Source organism: Pseudodesulfovibrio indicus (assembly GCF_001563225.1).
GTDB classification, from domain to species: domain Bacteria; phylum Desulfobacterota; class Desulfovibrionia; order Desulfovibrionales; family Desulfovibrionaceae; genus Pseudodesulfovibrio; species Pseudodesulfovibrio indicus.
On sequence record NZ_CP014206.1, the window covers coordinates 3,814,363 to 3,830,867 of the forward strand.

Annotated in this window: 12 protein-coding genes and 1 pseudogene; 7 read left to right on the forward strand and 6 right to left on the reverse strand. The window is 66.3% G+C overall.

What is annotated here, in order from left to right:
• Both torT and AWY79_RS17360 read right to left on the reverse strand, forming a co-directional pair.
• Positions 1–1,185, reverse strand: coding sequence for a TMAO reductase system periplasmic protein TorT (torT, locus tag AWY79_RS17355; protein WP_066806648.1), 1,185 nt, complete (start codon positions 1,183–1,185; stop codon positions 1–3).
• Positions 1,186–1,298: 113 nt separating this feature from the next.
• Entirely contained in the window at positions 1,299–4,445 is a 3,147-nt protein-coding gene (locus AWY79_RS17360; protein ID WP_066806650.1) for a PAS domain S-box protein, read from the reverse strand.
• A gap of 233 nt (positions 4,446–4,678) precedes the next feature.
• Here AWY79_RS17360 and AWY79_RS17365 point away from each other — a divergent pair, with 233 nt between their 5' ends.
• From AWY79_RS17365 to AWY79_RS17380, 4 genes are read left to right on the forward strand one after another with little or no spacing between them, the layout of a single operon-like run.
• Positions 4,679–6,514, forward strand: a complete 1,836-nt coding sequence (locus tag AWY79_RS17365) for an SLC13 family permease (RefSeq protein ID WP_066806652.1) — start codon at positions 4,679–4,681, stop codon at positions 6,512–6,514.
• Positions 6,515–6,567: 53 nt separating this feature from the next.
• On the forward strand, positions 6,568–7,041 hold the full coding sequence (locus tag AWY79_RS17370; RefSeq protein WP_233490954.1) for an ATP-dependent zinc protease family protein: 474 nt from the start codon (positions 6,568–6,570) through the stop codon (positions 7,039–7,041).
• Between the two features lie 14 nt (positions 7,042–7,055).
• On the forward strand, positions 7,056–7,961 hold the full coding sequence (gene rimK / locus AWY79_RS17375) for a 30S ribosomal protein S6--L-glutamate ligase (RefSeq protein ID WP_066806656.1): 906 nt from the start codon (positions 7,056–7,058) through the stop codon (positions 7,959–7,961).
• A gap of 26 nt (positions 7,962–7,987) precedes the next feature.
• Positions 7,988–9,013 carry a succinylglutamate desuccinylase/aspartoacylase family protein gene (locus AWY79_RS17380; protein ID WP_066806657.1) on the forward strand — a complete coding sequence of 342 codons (1,026 nt, stop codon included), beginning with the start codon at positions 7,988–7,990 and terminating at the stop codon, positions 9,011–9,013.
• Positions 9,014–9,051: 38 nt separating this feature from the next.
• On the opposite strand, the gene AWY79_RS18490 is transcribed toward AWY79_RS17380, so the two are convergent.
• Both AWY79_RS18490 and AWY79_RS17385 read right to left on the reverse strand, forming a co-directional pair.
• Positions 9,052–9,228 (reverse strand): PLD nuclease N-terminal domain-containing protein, encoded by a 177-nt coding sequence (locus AWY79_RS18490; RefSeq protein WP_078063853.1) that lies wholly within the window; start codon positions 9,226–9,228, stop codon positions 9,052–9,054.
• Positions 9,229–9,342: 114 nt separating this feature from the next.
• On the reverse strand, positions 9,343–10,410 hold the full coding sequence (locus AWY79_RS17385) for a mechanosensitive ion channel family protein (protein ID WP_066806659.1): 1,068 nt from the start codon (positions 10,408–10,410) through the stop codon (positions 9,343–9,345).
• Positions 10,411–10,548: 138 nt separating this feature from the next.
• Between AWY79_RS17385 and corA the strand changes: the two genes are divergently transcribed.
• The 3 genes from corA (at position 10,549) to AWY79_RS17400 (ending at position 12,626) form a co-directional block, all read left to right on the forward strand.
• Entirely contained in the window at positions 10,549–11,613 is a 1,065-nt protein-coding gene (corA, locus tag AWY79_RS17390; RefSeq protein ID WP_066806661.1) for a magnesium/cobalt transporter CorA, read from the forward strand.
• Positions 11,614–11,642: 29 nt separating this feature from the next.
• Positions 11,643–11,936 (forward strand): lipopolysaccharide assembly protein LapA domain-containing protein, encoded by a 294-nt coding sequence (locus tag AWY79_RS17395; protein WP_066806663.1) that lies wholly within the window; start codon positions 11,643–11,645, stop codon positions 11,934–11,936.
• Between the two features lie 93 nt (positions 11,937–12,029).
• A complete protein-coding gene (locus tag AWY79_RS17400; protein ID WP_066806665.1) occupies positions 12,030–12,626 on the forward strand; it encodes a YceI family protein in 597 nt (198 codons plus the stop codon).
• 184 nt (positions 12,627–12,810) lie between these two features.
• Here the strand turns inward: AWY79_RS17400 and AWY79_RS17405 are convergent.
• Positions 12,811–15,705: pseudogene (locus AWY79_RS17405) on the reverse strand (FAD-binding and (Fe-S)-binding domain-containing protein).
• 160 nt (positions 15,706–15,865) lie between these two features.
• Positions 15,866–16,396 (reverse strand): DUF2087 domain-containing protein, encoded by a 531-nt coding sequence (locus AWY79_RS17410; protein ID WP_066806667.1) that lies wholly within the window; start codon positions 16,394–16,396, stop codon positions 15,866–15,868.
• Positions 16,397–16,505 lie beyond the last annotated feature (109 nt).

The window sequence follows — 16,505 nt, forward strand, 5'->3', positions numbered from 1 at the left end:
CTATTCCCTCGGTTCCAGTTCGAAGACCGGCTTGAAGTCGCGCGGTCCGAACAGCCCCTCAAAGGGGTAGGACGCGATATTACCGGTGGTCACCATGGGGATGAACGGGCCCGACCGGAAGGGGAAGTCCCGCCCGGCCTTCTCGCCCTTGAGCAGCCGGACCATCATGTCCACGGCCATGCGGCCCTGGAACACGGTCAGGTCCGACGGCGCGGCCTGGACCGCACCGCTGCGGATCAGGTCGTAGAGGGACGGCATGATGTAGGTGGCGATGACCGTGGTCCGGTCCTCCATGCCCAGCTCCCGGAGCAGGTCCGGAGCGACCTCTGCGGCAACCGCGTTGCCCACCAGGTAGTCCACCGGTCCGGTCTCGGCCAGGCTCCGCCGCAGCAGGTCGAGCTGCTCCTCCTTGCCGGTGTCCCCCCAGGCCACGGCCGCCATGTTCACGCGGCCGGGGAAGAGTTCCAGGGCCTCCATGAACCCGTCCAGGGTCTCCGGGGACCAGCCCGATCCCTGCGGGCCGGGGAAAAACGCCACCCGCACCTCGTCAAGCCCGGCCTTCTCGGCGTGCTCGGCCACGTATTCGCCGGTGAGATAGCCCATCTCGTGGAACGAGACCAGGGCCTTGGCCGAGATGTCCGGCGCGTTGACGTCGTTGATCAGCTCGACAACGGGCACTTCCCGCGCGCGAATCTCGCTGATGATGTCGTCTTCCCCCGCATAGCTGATGGCGGACAGGATGATGCCGTCCACGCCCTCCGCCAGATGATGGCGAAGGTGTTCGATCTGGCGCTGCATCCCGTGGTAGCTCCCGGCCTCCATCAGCCGGATGCCCACGCCGAGCCGTTTGGCCTCGTCGATAATGCCGTAGGTGGCGGCGATCCAGTAGGGGTCCTTGAGATGGGGAACGCAGACGCCCAGGGTATACCGGCCCGCGGGCGCCAGCGGCGGCATCCACTCCTCCAGGCGGGGACGGCTCAGGCTCGTTGCGGCCTGGCCCGGCTTCTTCTGGCTGGGGTCGTAGACCCCGTAGTAGCTCTTGACCTGGATGGGCCACCAGGGCGGAACGTCGGACTGGGCCGAGACGAACGAGGCTCCGAGGAGAACAGCCAGGACAAGAAGGGCGCATCCAGCCAGGAACGTTGCGGTTTTCCCGCGGAAACGGTCACGAGATGTCGTTGCCATGGTGTCCTTGATTCGCAGTGGTTACCCGTTCTCGAAGCAGTTTTCCCGCGCAGGATACCTGAGCCCGGCCGCGAAAGCCAGCCCGAGGGAGCCAAACCGGGTGTCGAGGCGCATCATCTGCCCCCTCTGTGCACGCCCGCCAGGATTCGTTGCAGTTTGTCCACCTCGATGGGCTTGACCAGATACCCGTCCATGCCCGCCTCCAGGAACTTCTCGCGGTCACCGACCATGGCGTAGGCGGTCACGGCCACGATGGGGATGGACGCATTCTCCTTGCCCGCCCTGCCCGCGCGGATGGCCAGGGAGGTCTCCACCCCGTCCATGACCGGCATCTGGATGTCCATGAGGACCACGTCGTAGGTCCCGGCGCGCAACGTTTCGAGGAGCTCCCAGCCATTCTCCACCGAAACCACCCTGTGGCCCTCCTTTTCGAGCACCCGCTGCATGACCAGGCTGTTGACCCGCTCGTCCTCCGCCATGAGCACGGACAGCCCGTCGATACGCTGCTCGGGCAGAGTTTCCGGCTCGGGCATCTGGCGCTCCTGCGGCTCGCCCCGCCCCAGTGGGATGGACACGTACAGCGTGGTGCCGCGCCCCTCTTCGCTGTCGATGGCCATGCTTCCGCCCATGAGGGAGACGAGATTCCGGCAGATGGACAGCCCGAGCCCGGCGCCCTGGTGCTGGCGGGTGTACCCCTGGCTGACCTGGGTGAAGGCGTCGAACAGCGTGTCGACCTTGTCGTCCGGGATGCCCATGCCGGTATCGGCCACTGTAAACAGGAGGCGATACCGACCGTCACGGTCGTCGGCAAGCCGGTGGGCCGAAAGCGACACGGCCCCTTGGGTGGTGAATTTGAAGGCGTTGCCCAGCAGGTTGGTCAGCACCTGCTGCAGCCGCACCGAATCGCCGAAAACCTCCCTGGGCACGCCGTCCCCCAGGCGGCAGTCCAAGCGCACTCCGGTCTGGGTGGCGGTCAGCTTGAACAGGTCGCAGACCTGCTCGCAGGTCTCCACCAGGTCGAAGGGGACCTCGCGCATGACCAGCTTGCCCGCTTCCACCCGGGACAGGTCCAGGATGTCGGAGAGCAGGTTCATCAGCCGCCGGGAGGATTGCAGCGCGGCGTCGGTGTATTCGGCCTGCTCCGGGGTCGTCCCCGAGGCCTGGATGAGCTGGAGCATGCCCATGATACCGTTGAGCGGAGTCCGTATCTCGTGGCTCATGTTGGTCAGAAATTCCGTCTTGGACCGGCTGTACGCCTCGGCCTGCTCCTTGGCCCGTTCCAGGGCGTCCTGGGCCTGCTTGCGCTGGGAGAAGTCCTCCAGGGTTGCGATGACCTCGGTGGGCGACTGGCCGGGGTTCACCGGGTTGAACTGGACGTGCAGGAAGGTCGCCTTGTTGCCGGTCACCGAGGTGTAGTAGTCCTCGTAGGACGACGGGCTGCCGTTGATGGCCACGCCCAGGGCGCGGCGCATGTCGGGGTCCGACTGGCGCAAGGTGTTGAACCCGAGGAGCGCTTCGCGCGAGGACCCCATCATCTCCACGAACCGGTCGTTGCAGTCGAGAATGATCCCCTGCTCGCTGAACCGGATCATGCCCAGCGGCGAATTCTCGATGATCACCCGGTGCCGCTGCTCGCTGTCGCGCAGCTCGGCCTCGGCCCGTCTGCGCTCCGTGATGTCGCGGAACTCCACGACCCGGACCGCCTTGCCCTTGTAGGGGATGTTCCGCGCCTCCAGACGCAGGGGGTACTCCTCGCCGTTCCTGCGCAGCCCCATCACCTCGTAGGGTTTCTCGTACCCGGCCAGGATGTTGTCCATGACCTTCTTGCGAGAGGACTCGGCGATGAGCAGCAGCCCGTCCATGCCGATGAGCTCGTCCACGGAGTAGCCGGAAATCTCGGAGAGGCCCAGGTTGGTGTCGAGAATCAACCCCTTGTCGTGGATGACGATGCCCCCGAAGGAGGCGTTGTGCAGGGCCTTGAAGCGTACCTCGCTCTCCTTGAGGCGATCCGCGATGCGCTTGCGCTCGGTGATGTCGCGGGCCACGCCGAGCACGCCGACGAGCTTGCCGTTGTCACCGTAGAGCGGCGTCTTGATGGTCTCCAGCTCCTCGACGTGGCCGTCGTCGCTGTAGGTCACGGTCTCCTCGAAGGTGTACGGCCCGCCCATGGCGATGGCCTTGCGGTCGTGCTCGCGGAAAAAGTCGGCCAGCTCCCGGTCCACGAAATCGTAGTCGGTGCGGCCCACGATCTCCTCCTCCGTGGCCCCGTAGAGACGCTCGAAGCGGTGGTTGCAGAACAGGAACACGCCGTTGACGTCCTTGACCCAGACCAGCTCCGGCATGGTCTCCATCAGGGTCCGCAGGTGGGCCATGTTCACGCGCAGGGCGCTGTTGGCGAGGTCCGCAGCCATCTTGGCCCGGCGCAGCTCCTCCTCGGCGGTCTTGGTGTCGTGGATGTCCAGAAGGGTGCCCGCCATACGAGGGGAGCCGGAACCGGTTCCGGAACGCACGGCCTTGCCCCGGATCAGGAACCACTTCATCAGCCCCGAGCCGGTGAGCAGGCGCACCTCGCGCTCGAACCCCGCCTCGTCGCGGATGGCCTCCCGCAGGGAAGCCTCGAACCCGGGCCGGTCGTCGGGGTGCACGAGGCCCATCCAGGCCTCGTAGGTCGGCGCCAGCTCGCCTCGGTCCAAGCCGAGCAGGTCATAGAGCTGCGGGCTGACGTAGACCTCCTCGGTGGCGCAGTCCAGGTCCCAGACCACATAGTTGGCCGCCTCCAGGGCCAGGGTCAGCCGCTCCTCGCTGGCCTGCGCAAGGGCATTGGCCTCCTCCTGGGCGGTGAGGTCGAAGCCGATGCTGGTCACCTCCATCTTCCCGCCGTCGGTCTCCCGGGTGATGACGTTGAACCAGGAGACCTTGCGCACCTTTCCCCGGCGGGTGACGATCTCGTTGACGTGGCAGGAATGCGGCCCCACCTCGCCCAGCTCAAGGGACTGAAGGAAGATGGCGCGCACGGAATCGCGCACCGTCTCGGGCAGACACAGCTGGAACCAGTCCTTCTGGTAGATCTCCTCGAACTCCCAGCCGGTCAGCTCCAGGAAATGTCGGTTCGCGAAAATGACCTTTCCCGCCGAGTCGAGGCTGACCACGATCTGGGGCATGGATTCGAGTACGCTTCGCCATTTGGTCTCCAGGCCGTAGAGCCTGGCTTCCAGTTCGGCGATCCGCTGTCTGCTCAGTGCCAACTCGTCCTTTTCCACTGACTCCTCCATGAAGGGAGCCGGGGGCGGAATGGCCCCGGCGGCTATCGCAAGGGCATAGCACGAAAAGGAGTATGAAAGGAATGGGATTAGATTTTCCCTCTTTCCCAAATGGTTATTCCGCCGCAGTTGACACATGACCGAACCGACCGATGTATGCTACGTTTCGCTCAACGCGGGACAGCGCGCCCGCCGTCGGCCCGAAACAGCCAACCCCGCAGGCAGGAACGCCCATGTTCATTCCCTCTCCGCCCAACGCCCACGCCGCCGCCGTGCTCCTGCTGACCGGCCTCGCCCTGGTCCTCTTCAGCCGCGAAAAGCTCCCCCTGGAGACCTCCAGTCTGGTCGTCCTCGTCCTCCTGGCCGTGGGGTTCGAGGTCTTCCCCTACGCCGACGGCGGCCACGCCCTGCGGGCGGTGGACTTTTTCCTCGGCTTCGGCAACGAGGCCCTGGTGGCGGTCTGCGCCCTGATGATCGCCGGACAGGGCATCCTGCGCACCGGCGCGCTGGACCCCGTGGGCCGCATCCTGGCCCGGTTCTGGCGGGTCAGCCCCAAGCTCTCCCTGCTGCTGACCCTGCTCTTGGGCGGATTCATCAGCGCCTTCATCAACAACGTGCCGGTGGTGGTCCTGCTGCTTCCGGTGCTGATCAGCGTGTCGCTCAAGACCGGAGATTCGGCCGCGCGCGTGCTCATGCCCATGGGGTTCTCCACCCTGCTCGGCGGCACGGCCACGACCATCGGCACGTCCACCAACCTGCTGGTGGTCTCGGTGGCAATGGAGATGGGGCTGCCCCGGTTCGGGATGTTCGACTTCATGGCCCCGGCGGTCCTGGCCGGGGGAGTGGGCGTCCTCTACCTCTGGCTGGTGGCCCCCAGGCTGCTGCCCAAGAAGGACATCTGCATCGCCGACGCTTCGCCCCGCATCTTCACCGCCCACCTGGCCGTAGCCGAGGGCGGCCCCCTGGACGGCAAGCCGCTGCTCCGGGCCCTGGAGCTGACCGACGGGAAGATGAAGATTTCGGCCCTGGAGCGGGGCGAGGGCAACCAGGTCATGCTCCTGCCGGACGTGATCCTCGCGCCCGGCGACCACATGGTGGTCAGCGACACCCCTGAGCGGCTCAAGGAGTTCGAGACCGTGCTCCACGGCACCCTCTACCCGGTGGGTTCCGAGGACCAGCCTGTCAGCGAAGACAACCCGCTGCACGAGGAGGACCAGCAGATCGCGGAGATCGCCGTGTACCAGGGGTCCCGGCTGGAGGGGACGACCCTGAACAACTACCATTTCGCGGAGCGGGCCGGGGTCATCGCCCTGGCCATCCACCGCTCGGGCAAGCGGTTCGAGCGCGTCCGCGACCACGTGAGCGACCTGCGCCTCCAGTCCGGCGACATCCTGCTGGTTCAGGGGCCGCGCCGGAACATCGAGGAGCTCAAGCGCAGCACGGACTTCCTGGTGCTCGACTCGACCATGGACCTGCCCTACTCGCGCAAGGCCCCCCTGGCCCTGGCCATCATGCTCGCCGTGATCCTGGCCGCGGCGGCGGGGCTGCTGCCCATCGCCATCAGCGCCACCGTGGGCGCGCTGCTCATGATCCTGACCGGCTGCCTGACCTGGCGGGACGCCTCCCGCGCCCTGTCGGTCCAGGTGGTGCTCATCGTGGTCACCAGCCTGGCCCTGGGTACGGCCATGATCCGCACGGGCGGGGCGCAGTATCTCGGCTCGGTGTTCGTGGCCCTGTCCGGCGGCGCGGGGCCGACCGTCGCCCTGTCCGGGCTGATGCTGCTCATGGCGCTGTTGACCAACATCATCTCCAACAACGCCACGGCGGTCATCGGCACGCCCATCGCCGTGTCCATCGCCGCCCAGATGGGGCTGCCGCCCCAGCCTTTCGTGCTGGCCGTGCTGTTCGGCGCGAACATGAGCTACGCCACGCCCATGGCCTACAAGACCAACCTGCTGGTCATGAACGCGGGCGAATACGCCTTCGCCGATTTCCTCAAGGTGGGCATACCCCTGGTCCTGATCATGTGGGGCGCGTTTTCGTTCCTGTTGCCTTTCTATTACTTGTGACGCATCCTAGAGTCGGAAGCCCTTGTCCTTCGACCCGCAACCCCACGGAGCCCATGAAAAAGATACGAGAACCGAAGATGATCATCGGCTGGCGCGAGTGGCTCGCCCTCCCGGACCTCAATGTCCCGGCCATCAAGGCCAAGGTGGACACCGGGGCCAGGACCTCCGCCCTGCACGCCTTCGACGTGGTCCCCTTCGAGCGGGACGGCGTCCCCCACGTGGCCTTCAACGTCCATCCGCTCCAGGGCGACGACGACCTGGTCATCCCCTGCGCCGCGCCCCTGGTGGACCGCAGGAATGTCACCAATTCGGGTGGACAAAGCCAGAAGCGGTATGTCATAGCGACCACCCTGCTCATCGCGGGCAGGTCCTGGCCCATTGAACTGACCCTGACCAATCGGGACGAAATGAAGTTCCGCATGCTCCTCGGCCGGAACGCCATGTCCGGCCGGCTCGTCGTCGATCCCTCCCTGTCCATGCAGGGCGGCGGCAAACACGGGAAAAAGGCATACGAGAACAAACGCTAGCCAAAAGAGTTTCAATGAAGATCGTCATCCTGTCGAGAAAGAGCAGCCTGTACTCCACCCAGGCCCTGGTGGACGCCGGAAAGGCGGCGGGCCATACCGTGGAAGTCATCAATCCCCTGCGCTGCTACATGAACATCACCTCCCACAACCCCTCCATCCACTACAAGGGAGAGAGCGTGGACAACGTGGACGCGGTCATCCCGCGCATCGGCGCGTCCATCACCTTTTTCGGATGCGCGGTGGTGCGCCAGTTCGAGATGATGGGCGTCTACAGCCTGAACGAATCCATCGCCATCACCCGCTCGCGCGACAAGCTGCGCAGCCTCCAGCTCCTCTCGCGCAAGGGCATCGGCCTGCCCGTCACCGGGTTCGCCAGCTCCACCAAGTTCACCGGCGACCTCATCGACCTGGTGGGCGGCGCGCCCCTGGTGGTCAAGCTCCTTGAAGGAACCCAGGGCATCGGCGTGGTCCTGGCCGAGACCCGGCACGCGGCCGAGAGCGTCATCCAGGCGTTCCAGGGCCTGAACGCCAACATCCTGGTCCAGGAATACATCAAGGAATCCAAGGGCACGGACCTCCGCTGCCTGGTGGTGGGCGGCAAGGTCGTGGCGGCCATGAAGCGCACCGCGGGCAAGGGCGACTTCCGCTCCAACATCCACCGCGGCGGCACCGCCGAACCGGTGCGGATCACCCCGGAGGAACGGTCCACCGCGGTCCGGGCCGCCCGGATCATGGGCCTCAACGTCTGCGGCGTGGACCTCCTGCGCTCCAACCACGGCCCGGTGGTCATGGAGGTCAATTCCTCCCCCGGCCTGGAGGGCATCGAGAAGGCCACCGGCATCAACATCGCGGCCAAGATCATCGAATTCATCGAAAAGAACGCCAAGCCCGGCAAGACCAAGACGCGCGGCAAGGGATAGCCCGCCCGCGCGGACACGGGGAAACCATGACCAGAGCTTCCGTGAAGATGGGCGGCCAGGCCGTTGCCGCCGGGACATCCAAGACCATCCTGCTCCCGGTGCCCGACACCTCCCTGCGCCAGGGATCGGTCATGCCGGTCCATCTTTTTCACGGACGGCGCGAAGGCCCCTCCCTGTTCGTCTGCGCGGCCATCCACGGCGACGAGCTGAACGGCATCGAGATCATCCGGCGGCTGACGCGGCTCAAGCGGCTCAAGCAGCTGGCCGGGACCCTCTACGCCATCCCCATCGTCAATGTGTACGGGTTCCTGGCCAACACCCGCTACCTGCCCGACCGGCGCGACCTGAACCGGTTCTTCCCCGGCAAGGAGGGCGGGTCCCTGGCCTCGGAGCTGGCCTCGGTCTTCTTCGAAAACGTGGTCCGGCGGTGCGGCTACGGCATCGACCTGCACACCGCGTCCAACCACCGCAAGAACCTGCCCCACATCCGGGGCGACATGGCCGACGCCGAGGTCCTGTCCATGGCCGAGGCGTTCGGCGCGCCCCTGGCCCTGGACATGGCCCCCATGGAGGGGTCCCTGCGGGCGGCGGCCATGGAGAGCGGAATCAAGGTCCTGCTCTTCGAGGCGGGCGAGGCGCTCCGGTTCGACGAGTTTTCCATCCGCGCGGGGCTGCGCGGCATCACTTCGGTATTGGAGTCATTGGGCATGCTTCCGGCGGGCAAGCGGTCGAGAAAGCGCGTTCCGTTGCAGATCGCCACGGACAGGGCGTGGTGCCGCGCACCGGCCAGCGGGCTGTTCCGGGCCACGGCCCGGCTCGGCCAGCACGTGCGCAAGGGCGAGGTCCTGGGCGCCATCCACGACCCCTTCGGCAGCCGCTCGGCGGACCTGGTCGCGCCCAAGGACGGCATGATCATAGGCGATCAGTCCCTGGGCGCGGTTTATAAAGGCGACGCCATCATGCACATCGCGTCCTTCGACGCCCCGCGCCAGGCGCAGGCCTCGGTGGACGAGTATTCCGAGATGGTCATGGACGACCGCAGGGCGCGGTGATCCGGGGGGCCGGAGAGCGCCCCCCCCCTGTCCGGGCATCAGCCCTTGGGGCCGAGCAGCAGCCAGAGCAGGAAGCCGATGATCGGGAAGACCAGCACCAGCACGATCCACAGGACCTTGGAGCCGGTTCCCGCCCCGCTCTGAAAGATCTTGACCAGGGCCCACACGTCCAGCACCAGGACAGCCAGTCCGAGTAATCCGCCGAATCCGCTCATATTCCACTCCAGTGTTCGAGGTCGAGGCAGTCCCCTCCTTGCCGGGCCGCTCCCGCGGGAGGACGAGGTTCCACCCTATCACAACTCGCCGCAGGCGGACAACCTGGGGCGCGGTCATTCATCCGTAACATCCCCCGTATTCTCAAGAACCACCCGCCGCCGGGGCAGGCAGTCGGGGTGGTGCTCCTTGAGGAACGCGATCAGCCCCTCGCGCACCAGGCAACGGAGGTCCCAGGCGCGCGGCGCGTCCGGCGCGCCGACCAGGGCGCGCAGGGTGATGCTCTCGGTCCCGGCGTCGGTCACCTGGAGCACGCAGGTCTTGCCGTCCCACAGCCGACCGGCCCCCTCGCACAGCCGTCTCAATTCCTCGCGCACCGGCTCCAGGGGCGTGGCGTAGTCCACGTGGATGAAGACCGAACCGATGATCTCGGCGGACTTCTTGGTCCAGTTCTGGAACACGGTCTCCGTGAAATAGGTGATGGGCACCACCAGCCGCCGCTGGTCCCACAGCCGGACCACCACGTAGGTGAAGGTGATCTCCTCGATGCGCCCCCACTCGCCCTCGACGATGACCACGTCGTCCAGGTTGATGGGATGGGTGAAGGCGATCTGAATGCCCGCGATGATCGAGCCGAAGGTCTTCTGCGCCGAGATGCCGAGCACGATGCTCAACACGCCCGCCGAGGCGAGCATGGTCCCGCCAAGCATCCGGAACCGCTCGAACTGCATGAGCACGGCGGCGGCCGCCGCAAACCAGATCACGACCACCAGGATACGGTGCAGGATGCGCACCTTGGTCTGGACCTGGCGCGCGCCCAGGTTGTCCTCTGCCTCCATGTCGTACTTCCAGCCGACCACGCCGGTCAGGGCGGCCAGCACCAGGGAGCACCCCCAGGCCGTCAGCACCACCCAGGCCGTATTCAGCGCCGCCCCGGCCTGACCGGACCAGGCCGGGCCGAGGTGCGACGGCGGAAACAGGATGGACAGGGCGACCACCGAGGCGAAGACCGTCAGGAACACGGCCAAACGGCGCTTCAGGGACCGCGAGAGCTGCTCCCGCAGTTCGCTCCAGCGGTCCGAATCCCCCCGCCGAAGCAGCCGGATCAGGGCCAGGGCGCCCGCCCCCACCGCCGCCGCAAGAACGATCCGCACAAACCAGCCCGCCGTCACCGTGAAATCCATGCTCCACTCCCTTCCCGCTCGTCTCTGCGGGTAAAAACTGTTCCTAACGCCAGGAATAGGGTATACCATGTTTTCGGCTCCCGGCAACGATGCAGACACACCGTCCCCTCTCCACAGGGACAACCCGGAGGTAACGCCATGGCCAGATTCCTCAACAACCGCGACCAGACCGCAGGCCTCCCGCCGGGCTCCCTGATCTTCGTGGGCCAGCGCAAGACCGACGTCCCGATCCTGCGGATGATCGACTACGACGGCGAAACCCTGCGCGAGGAGACGGTCGCGGATTCCGACGTGCTCCGGCCCTGCCTGACCAGCGACTCCACCTCCTGGCTCAACGTGGACGGGCTGCACGACCCCGAGGTCATGCGCCGTGTGGGCGATGCCTTCGCCATCCCGCCCCTGGTCCTGGAGGACATCGTCAACACCGGCCACCGGCCCAAGCTGGAGGAATACCCGGACCTGCTCTTCACCACCCTCAAGATGCTCTCCCTGGACGAGGAGGAGAACCGCATCCAGGCCGAGCAGCTCTCCTGCGTGCTGACCGGCAAGTGTCTGATCACCTTCCAGGAGCAGCCGGGCGACGTGTTCGAGCCGGTGCGCGACCGCATCCGGCGACAGTCCGGCAGGCTGCGCCAGCGCGGCCCGGACTACCTGCTCTACGCCCTGCTCGACCGCGTGTTCGAAAACTATCTCAAGGTCGTCGAGGTGCTGGGCGAGCGCATCGAGGAGTTCGACGAGGAGGTCCTGGACGACCCGTCCGCCGAGCTGCTGGAGGAGATCAATGCCTACCGCAGGGAGATGGCCTACATCCGCAAGGCCGTGCGCCCGGCGCGGGAGATCGCCCTCAAGCTGGTGCGCACCGAAAACGGCCTGGTGGCCGACGAAACCCTGCCGTTCCTGCGCGACCTCCTGGACCTGGCCGAGCAGGTCAGCGACGCGGTGGAGATCTACCGCGAGATGCTCGGCGACCACCTGAACAGCTACAACATGGCGGTCTCCAACCGCCTCAACGACGTCATGAAGTTCCTGACCATCTTCGCCACCATCTTCATCCCCCTGTCCTTCCTGGCCGGGGTCTACGGCATGAACTTCGAGGTCATGCCCGAGCTGAGGTACCCCTACGGCTACTTCATCCTGCTCGGTTTCATGGCCTGCGTGGCAATCGGCATGCTCCTGTACTTCAGAAAGAAGAAATGGCTCTGACGAGCGAAATACCGCCAAGCGAGGCAACCATGGACACCCCGAACAACACCCCCGTCACCCCGGCCAAGCCCGAACAGACCCTGTGGCAGAAGATCCGCACCGGCTTCGAAGTGCTGGTGGTCCTCCTGTGGGTCGTGTTCCTGATCCAGAACACCGAGCAGACCCAGGTCTCCTTCCTGTGGATGACCCTGACCATCTCCCGGATCGTCATGCTCCTCGGCACGCTCGGCATCGGCATGATCATCGGCGCGCTGCTCTGCTACCGGCTGTGCGTCAAGCGGGCCAGGAAGAAACAACAGCCTCCCTACGGCTACGGACAGTAACGGTTCCGGCCCCTTGCGGTTTTGATCCGGCGACTTATTTCTATGGATGACCACAAAGGCGCACGGCGCCCCAAACAAGAGGAGAAAATCGTGATGAAGACATACACCCGCACCCTGCTGACGGCCGTCGCCCTGCTGCTGGCCGTCGCCCTGTCCACCCCGGCCCTGGCCCAGACCTGGAACGTGGACCCGGACCACTCCGCGGCCCACTTCTCCATCCGCCACATGATGATCGCCCAGGTGCGCGGCATGTTCCCCGCCGTCACCGGAACCATCGACTTCGACAAGGACACCCCCGCCGCCTTCGACATCGCCATCGACGTGAACTCCATAGACACCGGCGTGGACGCCCGCGACACCCACCTCAAGAGCGGCGACTTCTTCGACGTCGAGCACCACCCGTCCATGACCTTCAAGAGCACATCCGTGGCCAAGGGCGACAAGGGCTGGACCGTCAAGGGCGACCTGACCATCAAGGGCAAGACCCGGCCCGTGGACCTGACCGTCACCGGCCTGGACGACCCGCGCGTCGACCCATGGGGCAACACCCGGCGCGGCGCCACCGCCCTGTTCTCCGTCGACCGCCGCGACTTCGGCATCGACTGGAACGCCCCGCTCGACGGCGGCGGCTTCATGATCGGCAACACCGTCAACATCGCGGTGGACCTCGAAGCCATCATGCCCAAGTAAGGGAAACGCCTCCGGCGGTCGGGGGAAGGGGAGAGGAAACCCCTTTGAGAAGGGTTGCCCCTCTCCCTTCCTAAACTTTTGGGGCTGACATAGTTATCTATGTCAGCCCCAATAACTTTGAAGGGGGAGTCCGGAGGGGGAAACTTTCTCGAAAGTTTCCCCCTCTGGCCGCCGGAAACATTCCCTACCCTTTCGGCCAGGAGGCCTCATCCAGAAGGAAGAGGAAGTTCTTGTAGGGCACCTTGCCGTGCAGGGAGAGGCCGATCTCGCAGGTCCGCGAGGTGGAGTAGCCCATGGTGCAGCCGTCGAGCTGCTTGCGCAGGTCCTTGAGGGACGCCTCGTTGAGTTCCGGGTAGTTGAATCCCCGGTCTCCGGCGAAGCCGCAGCAGAAGATCTCATCCGGGACCACGACCTCGCGGGCGCATTGGCGGGCCAGGTTCTCCATGATCGGGGCCAGCCCCATCTTGCGCGAGGAGCAGGTGATGTGCAGGGCGACCTTGCGGTTCACCGGGGTGAACTCCAGCCGGTCGCCCAGGTACTGGACCGCGAACTGCACGGGTTCGAGGAGGTTCAGCCCCTTGATGTGCTCCTGCATGCGGTACAGGCACGGGCTGGTGTCGCACAGGATCGGGTATTCGCCGCCGTTGGACGCGGCGCGCAGGGCGCACTCCGGCACCTGCTCTGTGCCCTGCTTCGCACAGGCCGGCTAGCGCACGCCGCCGTTGGACGCGGCGCGCAGGGCGCACTCCAGCTCCTGGAGCTTTTCGTCCGCCTGCTTCATGAACCCCTTGGATTCCCACGGCTGGCCGCAGCACAGCTTGGTCATGTTCGCGGGGTAGACGACCTCGTAGCCCGCCTTGGCGAGCAGGCTCAGCGTCCGGTCGCGGATGGCGGTCTTGTCCGGGTCGTGCTTTTCCGCGCCCATGTGCCGGGCCACGCAGCTCGGGAAGTAGACCACGCGGTCGGCGGCGGGCTTGGGTTCGAGCCGGGCCGGGGTGGCGGCCCGGGGCATGGAGGTGTTCCAGCGCGGGATGCGCTTGCCCGAGAACTTATGCAGGCCGGAGGCCATGCCGTCCATGGCTCTGTCGCCCAGGACGTCGTGGGCCGTGCCCGCCACGCGCAGCGCGCCGGACACGGCGTGCACGGTCATGCCGGTGGCCCCGGCGGCAAAGGAGGCGACCGCGTTTTCCCAGCGGCCGTGGCCCCAGGCGCGGTACTGCTTGATGAACTTGCCGGTGTCGATGGCCACGGGACAGCGCGTGCCGCACAGTCCGTCCGCGGCGCAGGTGGCCTCGCCGTCGTAGTCGTAGCTGTCGTGGAACGCCTTCTGCGTCTGGGCGGCCTCGCCCGCGTCCTTCTGCCGGGCGATCTCGCGGTAGGCCACGATGCGCTGGCGCGGGGTCAGGGTCAGGGTCCGCGACGGGCAGACCGGCTCGCAGAAGCCGCACTCGATGCAGCGGTCGATGAGATCGTCGGCCACGGGCAGGGGCTTGAGGTTCTTGAGGTGCGCGCGCGGGTCGTCGTTGATGATCACGCCGGGGTTGAGCAGCCCGCGCGGGTCGAACAGCTCCTTGATCTCGCGCATCAGGGCAAAGGCGTCGCGGCCCCACTCCAACTCCACGAAGTGGGCCATGTTGCGCCCGGTGCCGTGCTCGGCCTTGAGGGACCCTTCGTACTTGTTGGCCACCAGGTCGGTGACGTCCTCCATGAATCCTTCGTAGCGGTCGATCTCGGCCTGGCCGTTGAAGTCCTGGGTGAAGACGAAGTGCAGGTTGCCCTCCAGGGCGTGGCCGAAGATGATCGCCTTGTCGTAGCCGTGCTTGCGGAACAGCTCCTGGAGGTCGAGCGCGCCGTCGGCCAGGGACTCGATGGGGAAGGCCACGTCCTCGATGATGACCGTTGTGCCCGCCTCGCGGACCGCGCCCACGGCCGGGAAGAGCCCCTTGCGCACGTTCCACAGCTTGCCGAACTCGGCGGGATCGGGAGTGAACCGGTGCGGCTCAAGCGGCTCGATGTCCTTGATGGTCTCCTTGACCTTGGCGATCTTCCTGTCCAGCTCCTTGGCGGTTTCGGCGCGGACCTCCACCAACAGGGCGCAGGCGTCCGGGCCGAGCTTGTCCAGCCCCTCGGGCATGCCCGGCTTGTCCTGCACCGAGCGCAGGGAGGCGCGGTCCATGATCTCGGCCGCGGACACGGCCCCGCCGCGCAGGGCGGTGGCGGCCCGGCAGGCCGAGCGGACGTCGGGGAAGCGCATCAGGGCGGACGCCTTGTGCGGGTGCTCCACCACGGTGTTGTAGACGACCTTGGAAATGAAGGCCAAGGTCCCCTCGCTGCCCACCAGCAGGTGCTGGAGAATCTCGAACGGGTCCTCGAAGTCCACGATGGCGTTCAGGCTGTAGCCGGTGGTGTTCTTGATCTTGAATTTGTGCCGGATGCGCTCGGCCAGCGCCTTGTCGGCCAGGACGCGGGCGCGCATGTCGGCCAGCCCGTCGAGGATGTGGGCATGGCTCTTGGCGAATTTCTCGCGGGAGTCCGGGTCGCCGGTGTCGAGCGGGGTGCCGTCCACCAGGACCAGCCGCATGGAGTGCAGGGTCTTGTAGGAGTTCTCGGCCACGCCGCAGCACATGCCCGAGGCGTTGTTGGCCACGATACCGCCGATCTTGCAGGTGTCGATGGACGCCGGGTCCGGGCCGATCTTCTTGCCGTGGGGGGCGAGATACCGGTTGGCCTGGCTGCCGATGATGCCCGGTTCCAGCTCGATCTTGGCCGCGTCGTCGAAGATGCGGTAGTGACGCCAGCCGTCGCCCAGCCGGACCAGGACCGAATCGCTGATGGCCTGGCCGGACAGGCTGGTCCCGGCCGCGCGGAAGGTCACCGCCACCCCGTGGGTGTTGACCACGTGCAGGATGCGGACGACCTCGTCCTCGCTGTCGGTGTCGACCACGATCTTGGGAATCAGCCGGTAGAAGCTGGCGTCCGTGCCGTAGGCCAGCGTGCGCAGCGGGTCGGTGTACACGCGGTCGGCGGGCATGAAACGGTGCAGTTCCTTGAGTATCGCATCATAGGGTGCGGGCAGCATTCTTCGCTCTCCTTGGTAGAATAAACGCCTGATGGCGGCAGGGTTCGACCATAGCACGAATCCGGCGGCGCAAACAACCAGGGACGCGAATCTTCACATTCGATAATAAAAGGGACGCCGTCCCGAGGGGCGGCGTCCCGATGAATCGGCCCGGGCGCGGCTAGCGCAGCCGGCGGAAAACCTCGACCGCCTCGGGCGGCGGCGCGGTCTCCAGGCGCCGGTAGCGGCTGCCGTCGCTGGTGCGCTCCACCATGCGGTGGTCGGCCAGCTCGCGCCGGAGCAGGGCGTGGTCCTCGAACAGGTGCTGCTGCTCCAGCAGGGCGCTGATCTCGCACTCGTTGTAGAAGGTGCGCGGCTCGATGCGCGACCACATGACCCACAGGCAGAGCACCCGCTCGGAGTACTTCTTGGGCCAGCGGGTCAGGTAGCCCTGGTCGTCGAACAGGCGGACCACCTTCTTGACCCGTTTGAAGTCCACCTCGGGACCTCGGACCTCGGGCGGCACGGCAGCCTGCCCGGCCTCGAACTGGGCCTTGAAGTGCTGGAAGTTGCGGTAGCCTCCGGCCTTGACGAGCATGTTGAGCAGCTCGACGTGGCCGGGCGCTCCGTCGGCCTCCTGCAGCTTGAGGCGCAGGTTTTTGGCCAATGCGGAAACGTCGCCCGCGTAAAAGGGCATGGGGGTTCTGGACATGACAAATCCTCGCTTGCGCGCCTATCCCGGATGGGGGGATTGCCGGTGGTCGCCGACTTCCGACCCGGCACGGTTGCAAGGTGTCGAACGGAAAGGAGTGAAGGCAGGT

Excerpts from the sequence above, each read along its gene's own strand:
- AWY79_RS17380 (WP_066806657.1), top strand. The coding sequence starts at position 7,988 with ATGACCAGAGCTTCCGTGAAGATGGGCGGCCAGGCCGTTGCCGCCGGG.
- AWY79_RS17370 (WP_233490954.1), top strand. The coding sequence starts at position 6,568 with ATGAAAAAGATACGAGAACCGAAGATGATCATCGGCTGGCGCGAGTGG.
- corA (WP_066806661.1), top strand. The coding sequence starts at position 10,549 with ATGGCCAGATTCCTCAACAACCGCGACCAGACCGCAGGCCTCCCGCCG.
- AWY79_RS17395 (WP_066806663.1), top strand. The coding sequence starts at position 11,643 with ATGGACACCCCGAACAACACCCCCGTCACCCCGGCCAAGCCCGAACAG.
- AWY79_RS17400 (WP_066806665.1), top strand. The coding sequence starts at position 12,030 with ATGAAGACATACACCCGCACCCTGCTGACGGCCGTCGCCCTGCTGCTG.
- AWY79_RS17385 (WP_066806659.1), bottom strand. The coding sequence starts at position 10,410 with ATGGATTTCACGGTGACGGCGGGCTGGTTTGTGCGGATCGTTCTTGCG.
- AWY79_RS17410 (WP_066806667.1), bottom strand. The coding sequence starts at position 16,396 with ATGTCCAGAACCCCCATGCCCTTTTACGCGGGCGACGTTTCCGCATTG.
- rimK (WP_066806656.1), top strand. The coding sequence starts at position 7,056 with ATGAAGATCGTCATCCTGTCGAGAAAGAGCAGCCTGTACTCCACCCAG.
- AWY79_RS17365 (WP_066806652.1), top strand. The coding sequence starts at position 4,679 with ATGTTCATTCCCTCTCCGCCCAACGCCCACGCCGCCGCCGTGCTCCTG.
- AWY79_RS18490 (WP_078063853.1), bottom strand. The coding sequence starts at position 9,228 with ATGAGCGGATTCGGCGGATTACTCGGACTGGCTGTCCTGGTGCTGGAC.
- torT (WP_066806648.1), bottom strand. The coding sequence starts at position 1,185 with ATGGCAACGACATCTCGTGACCGTTTCCGCGGGAAAACCGCAACGTTC.